This is a genomic window from Marinomonas sp. ATLA20, assembly GCF_057180105.1.
Window position 1 is genome coordinate 54758 of sequence record NZ_JBXUKU010000016.1, and the last position, 6111, is coordinate 60868.

Here is a 6111-nt window from a genome sequence, read left to right on the forward strand (position 1 = left end):
ATAGTTTTTCGTTAGCCCAATTCTTGATCGACCACATAGCCAATGCCTCGTATGGTGCGAACTAGTTCTGGGAAGAGTTTTTTACGTAAATGATGGATATGTACCTCTAGCGCATTACTTTCCACATCATCCCCCCAGCCGTACATTAATTGTTGAAGTACATCTCGAGTAAAAACATGACCAGGCTGACTAACAAGTTCGTGCAGCAAAGAATACTCTCGGCGAGTTAAACTGATGTCTTTATTTTGATAAGTTACTTTATGACTTGCAGGAAACAACGTAAGACCTTTGTAATGAATTTCACTGATTGCTCGACCATAGCTTCGACGCAGTAATGCCCGAGCACGGGCTTTAAGCTCTGTCACATCAAAAGGCTTCACCAAATAGTCATCCGCCCCTAAATCCAGACCAGACACCCTGTCTTCCAAGGCATCCCGAGCAGTCAGAATCAAAACAGGAATGCCATTATCATTTGAGCGCAGCTGCTTCAATACAGCCAAACCGTCCAATCTTGGCAAGCCCAAATCCAGCACAACTAAATCGAACACTTCATTGGCCAATGCTTCCAATGCATGAATGCCATCATGAAGTAGATCAACCGTGTATCCTTCACGCTTTAAAGCAGTGGCAAGGCCATCCGCTAATGAAAGATCGTCCTCTACAATGAGTATGCGCAAACCTCTTCCTTCTTTCATAAGTTTGCCAAGATTGATTGCAGCACTCTATCAAATTGAGCTAAATTCATTTCACCTTGGCGGGCGTTGATCAAATCACCATCTGCAGAAAAGAATAACAGAGTTGGTGGTCCAAATACGCCATATTTTGATAAAAATGCTTGCTGAGCAGGCGTGTTTTCAGTGAGATCAAGCTGCAAAAAAGCAATGTTATTCAAATAAACTTTTAGATCACTGCTACTAAAGACATCTTTTTCCATTTCTAAACAAGCGGTACACCAGTCGGCATACATATCTAAGACAACCAACTTCCCATTAGCTTTAGCCTGTTGCATCGCATTTTCAACAAGAACAACATTTTGCATGCGATCAAATAAAGGCTTCATTTCAGCCGCACTCACACCATTTGAAGCTGAGGAAAAGTACCCTAACGGCTTGTCTAAACTAGGTTTACCCGCTAAACCAGAGGTTAATATCGCAGCACCGTAGATTAGCAAAACTAACGCTAAGCCTTGTCGCGTCTTACCCCAACCATTATTACCAGACTCAAAGGGAGAGAGATGAATAGCATACACAATGCAAAGCAGCGCCCATAAATACACACTGATAGTGTCAGATACGATACGGGATACTAAAGCGATGGCCACTCCCAACAAAATCACGCCAAATGCCGCCTTTACCTGCATCATCCACATACCGGCTTTCGGAAGATATTTCCCACCTCCCAAGCCAACTAACAGTAAAGGCACGCCCATCCCTAAACTCATTACAAACAACACACTGCCACCTAGAACAGCATCTCCTGTTGTACTGATATAAATTAGCGCGCCTGCCAAGGGAGCAGAGACACAAGGCGATACAATTAATGCTGAAATGGCCCCCATAATACCAACACCAAGATATGGACCACCGACGCTTTTTTGACTTAATCTATCCAACCTGTCACGCAGAAACATCGGTAACTGCAGTTCATAGAAGCCAAACATAGACAAAGACAAAAGAACAAACAAAACACTAAAACTAATTAATACACCTGGAGCCTGAAACAAAGCTTGAAGATTAAGCTGTGCACCAAAAATACCGACTAAAACTCCCGCTATACTGTAAGAAAAGGACATCCCCAAGACATACGAAAGGGATAAGAAAAAGCCTTTTCTAGCGGTGATATTTCCAGCTTGCCCTGCAATAATACCAGCCAATATTGGAATCATCGGCAACACGCAAGGTGTAAAAGTAAGACCCAAACCTAAAACAAAAAAGGTGATCAAGACCCAAAAGCGATCACCATTTAATAACAACTTAACTAACTGCCCTGCTTCACCTTCAGTGGATGCTTTAGGGGGAGCTTGCACTGTATTATTGATGGATTTAGAAGGCACAGAAACCGATAATTGCTCGATCTCTACGGCTTTATCACTGCTGCCGCTAAAGGCCACAATCTTAGTTTGTGGTGGATAACACAAACCTGCCGCAGCGCAACCTTGATACGTCACCTTCAGGTCACTAGGCTTTTTTTCATCGCCATCAATGGCAATCGCCATTTCATTATGAAAAACATTAACCAAACCAAAATTTGGATCGTCTTTTTCTTCAGATCTGGTTAAGAAATGAAAAGGAATCGATACAGCCTTATCCTCTGCCAACGACACTTTTACTCGTGATTCATATAAATAATACCCATCAGCAATTCCCCAATGGATCTCTTTTTTAATATCATCAACCTGCAATTTAAAGGCCTCAGACGGCTTCAAAAAATCGCTATCCGCAAAGGCTGGAATTGCCAAAAGCAAAGCAATTAAAGCAGCTACTACCCATCTAATTTGCCGATAATACATGAAAGAAGTCATCACTCAATATTCCTTAATATGCGTAGATTTACACACTATAGATAAGCAACCTTAAGCAAATCTTACGTCATATCTTTTTGCCCCTTAATTTTTCCTTAAGAATGGCACAGTAGTATTTCCAGTAAATCTACTACTTGGAAGCACGCTATGACCAAACATCCTAAATGCATTTTGCTAGCCGCTTTAACTGGTTACCTTTTGTTATCTTCATCGTTGTGGGCATCCGATTTGACACCATCTTCCACAGCAAAAGCTGCACCTCACCAAGCTGTGATGCTGCCTAAGTATCAAACAAACCAGAAAGTTTCGTTACAAATGGAAAAGGGCAAAGTGATACTCGTAGATTTCTGGGCTTCGTGGTGTGGGCCATGCCGAGAATCATTCCCTTGGATGACAAATATACAGGCTAAATACAAAGGCCAAGGACTTAAAGTTATCGCCATCAATTTAGATCAAGAGAAACAACAAGCGTTAGATTTCTTAAAAGAATTTAAACCAGGCTTTACCGTATTGTTTGATACACAAGCTCAATTACCAGAAGACTTTGGGGTTATCGGTATGCCAACAAGCTTTTTGTTGGATCGACAAGGAAAAATTAGAGCTACTCACGTTGGCTTTCATCAGAACAATATAAATGAATATGAAGCCGCTATTGCTGAATTACTAGCAGAAAAAGGGGAATAAGCTATGCAAAAAATAATCAGCGCTATTGGCTTGATGACTCTGCCAATTATCCTTTCAGGTTGCAGCGATGTTGGGGTTAAGCCTTGGGAACGGGATATTCTTGCCCAACAGGAGATGAACCTAATTAGTGATCCTATCGAAAGCAGTTTGAATGATCACATTTATTTCAGTAAAGAAGCCAGTAGTGGTGGGCAAGGATTTGGAGGTGGTGGCTGTGGCTGTAACTAAGAAAACTCATAATAATCGTGAACTGGCTCAGCTATTAGCGGCTGCCAGCTGTGCCCTTATTGGCGGTATATCTCCTATTGTCAATGCGGCTGATAGTTGGGATGTAGATTCTGCTTTCCTGCTCTATTCAGAAAGTAACGGACGAGTCTCTGCTGCTGAACCTGTTATTAGTGCAACCAAAAACTATGATGAAGAAACAAAACTTACCTTTAAAATCGCAGCCGACACCTTAACCGGTGCCTCTCCAAATGGTGCGACAGCAAGTGATCATGTTCAAACCTTCACCAGCCCTTCAGGTAAAAGTTCTTACAATGCGACTACAGGTGAGCAACCTCTAGACGATACCTTTAAAGATACTCGTATTGCATTTTCCAGCAATTGGACTGCGCCAATAGATCGCGATTGGGCTTACGGCGTTGGTGGCTACCTTTCCAAAGAGCACGATTATCAGTCTCTTGGCGTAAATGGCAGCCTGACTCGTTATTTAAACCAAAAGAATACAACACTTACATTGGGCTTAAACTTATCTAATGATACGGTAAACCCAGAAGGCGGTATTCCCACAGGCTTGATTCAAGTACCGCTCAATAATTTAGGCAGTGAATTTACTCAGCGAAGCGACGCGGAAAATAAAAATTTAGTTGATGCCGTATTCGGCGTCACTCAAATTATCAACCGAAAAACCATCATGCAATTTAATTATGCGTTAAGCACCAGCTCTGGTTACTTAACGGATCCTTATAAAATTATTTCTGTGATAGATGATAATGCAGGTACAAATTATGGCGGTAATTTTCAAAGCAGTGGCCGAGATTTATATCTATATGAAAAGCGGCCTGATTCACGCCTCAAGCAAAGCATATACTGGCAAACAAAATATCAATTTGATAACGACGATATACTCGATGTAAGTTATCGATATATGTTTGATGATTGGGGAGTTAATTCCCACACGATTGACGCTAAGTATCGCTTTCGATTTGATAACCAGTACTTAGAACCACAACTACGCTGGTACACTCAAAGCAAAGCAGACTTTTATCATAGATATTTAAATTCTAGTGATTATACAAACGCTGATTTCGCCAGTGCTGATTATCGTTTAGGAGATTTAGATACCTATACTCTAGGCTTAAAATACGGTTATAAATTTGCGGATGAAACTGAGCTTTACACTCGATTCTCCCTTTACCATCAAGAAAGCTCTGGTGATAAAGGCTATGGAAAGCTTACATCACAAGAACTTTACCCAGGCTTGGATGCAGCTATGTTAATCCTAGGATATAAGTTTTAAACCATAATCCCCTCTATATATCATTTATAGAGGGGGTTTCATCGCTACCGGGGCACTATGAAGTTAATTGAAAAGTTACTTATAGATTCATCGTTTAACCCATCTAGCCATCCAAACCCTAGCTTATGGCAAGAAAGCGAACACGCATATAAAATTCAATTTGAATGTATGGCAAGCAACTGTTCAATATTGATTGAATCTAAACAGCTCGATCTCGTTAAAACAGCAGCTAAAAGCGCCATTATTGAAGCATGGCGAATCGAATATAAATTTAGCCGCTATCAAACAGATAATACATTCACCAAAATCCATTCGAACGTTGATGCTATTCAAAAACTAGATACAGAAACTGCCCAATTAATGATTTTCGCTAATCACGCTTACAACGCGTCACAGGGGTTGTTTGACATAACATCTGGAATACTGAGAAAAGTATGGAAGTTTGATGGCAGTGACAATTTACCTGAAAATAGTGCAGTAAATGAACTATTGACTATAGTTGGTTGGGAAAAGTTAGGCTGGAACCCAAATAACCCAACAGAATTAACTTTGCCATCAGGTATGGAGTTGGATTTTGGCGGTATAGGCAAAGAGTATGCCGTCGATAAAATGCTGTCTATCTGTCGTCAAATCTTTTCAAAAACTACCGCTGCCATTCTTATAAACTGTGGTGGTGACCTTGCTTGTAGTGGCAAAAGGTTAAACGGTGAAAGCTGGAAAGTCGGGATTGAGTCGATTAACGATCCCACAAAAGCAACACTCATTGTTGCACTCTCCTCTGGTGCCCTTGCCACATCGGGAGACAGTCGCCGCTTTTTAATGAAAGATGGTATCCGTTATTCTCATGTTTTAAATCCAACGACTGGATGGGCCATGACCGACGCACCAAGAAGTGTGACCGTAGGGGCGCCTACATGCGTCAATGCAGGAATAGTATCAACTCTCGCGTTACTAAAAGGTCCAGAAGCAGAAAGCTTTCTAGCATCACTGGATATGGACTATTGGATATCTAATTGAGATAAACTGTAAGTTTCACTTTAAACTTACAGTTTATGATTAAGCAGAATAAAAAAATAGCCTCACATATTTATCCCCTTGCGGGATGCTTATCCCCTTGCGGGATGCTTATCCTCTTGCGGAAGTGCCATTGGCTAAAAGCAAACTGATGCTCGCATGTTAAGACCACTTTATTAATTATAATGGTTAAACCAACGTAATTTTGATGAGTTATTTTTGAGAAAAAAAAACCCTGACTACTTGCGTAATCAGGGCATTCTTAATTAAATCTTGATAACGACCTACTCTCACATGGGATCTCCCACACTACCATCGGCGATGGCGCTTTTCACTTCTGAGTTCGGGATGGGATCAGGTGGTTCAACGC

6 protein-coding genes and 1 rRNA gene are annotated in these 6111 nt (G+C 41.1%); 4 read left to right on the forward strand and 3 right to left on the reverse strand.

Annotated elements, in window-relative coordinates; genetic code table 11:
* Window positions 1-11: 11 nt before the first annotated feature.
* On the reverse strand, window positions 12-677 hold the full coding sequence (locus AC2A4J_RS18820; RefSeq protein ID WP_255829273.1) for a response regulator: 666 nt from the start codon (window positions 675-677) through the stop codon (window positions 12-14).
* Window positions 678-691: 14 nt separating this feature from the next.
* On the reverse strand, window positions 692-2521 hold the full coding sequence (dsbD, locus tag AC2A4J_RS18825; RefSeq protein ID WP_484177077.1) for a protein-disulfide reductase DsbD: 1830 nt from the start codon (window positions 2519-2521) through the stop codon (window positions 692-694).
* Window positions 2522-2668: 147 nt separating this feature from the next.
* Here dsbD and AC2A4J_RS18830 point away from each other — a divergent pair, with 147 nt between their 5' ends.
* The 4 genes from AC2A4J_RS18830 to AC2A4J_RS18845 are packed head-to-tail and all read left to right on the forward strand — an operon-like array spanning window position 2669 to window position 5744.
* The gene (locus tag AC2A4J_RS18830) at window positions 2669-3205 is read left to right on the forward strand and encodes a TlpA disulfide reductase family protein (protein ID WP_255824724.1); all 537 of its coding nucleotides are present in this window, start codon (window positions 2669-2671) and stop codon (window positions 3203-3205) included.
* 3 nt (window positions 3206-3208) lie between these two features.
* Window positions 3209-3433, forward strand: coding sequence for a DUF4266 domain-containing protein (locus AC2A4J_RS18835; RefSeq protein WP_484177075.1), 225 nt, complete (start codon window positions 3209-3211; stop codon window positions 3431-3433).
* Entirely contained in the window at window positions 3420-4727 is a 1308-nt protein-coding gene (locus AC2A4J_RS18840; RefSeq protein WP_484177076.1) for a DUF3570 domain-containing protein, read from the forward strand. The genes AC2A4J_RS18835 and AC2A4J_RS18840 overlap by 14 nt, the downstream gene beginning before the upstream one ends.
* Window positions 4728-4784: 57 nt before the next feature.
* Entirely contained in the window at window positions 4785-5744 is a 960-nt protein-coding gene (locus AC2A4J_RS18845) for an FAD:protein FMN transferase (RefSeq protein WP_255824730.1), read from the forward strand.
* A gap of 268 nt (window positions 5745-6012) precedes the next feature.
* Here the strand turns inward: AC2A4J_RS18845 and rrf are convergent.
* A 5S ribosomal RNA gene (gene rrf, locus AC2A4J_RS18850) occupies window positions 6013-6111 on the reverse strand; the annotation flags it as partial.

Coding starts and splice junctions, on each gene's coding strand:
- AC2A4J_RS18835 (WP_484177075.1), top strand. CDS start 3,209: ATGCAAAAAATAATCAGCGCTATTGGCTTGATGACTCTGCCAATTATC.
- AC2A4J_RS18830 (WP_255824724.1), top strand. CDS start 2,669: ATGACCAAACATCCTAAATGCATTTTGCTAGCCGCTTTAACTGGTTAC.
- dsbD (WP_484177077.1), bottom strand. CDS start 2,521: ATGACTTCTTTCATGTATTATCGGCAAATTAGATGGGTAGTAGCTGCT.
- AC2A4J_RS18845 (WP_255824730.1), top strand. CDS start 4,785: ATGAAGTTAATTGAAAAGTTACTTATAGATTCATCGTTTAACCCATCT.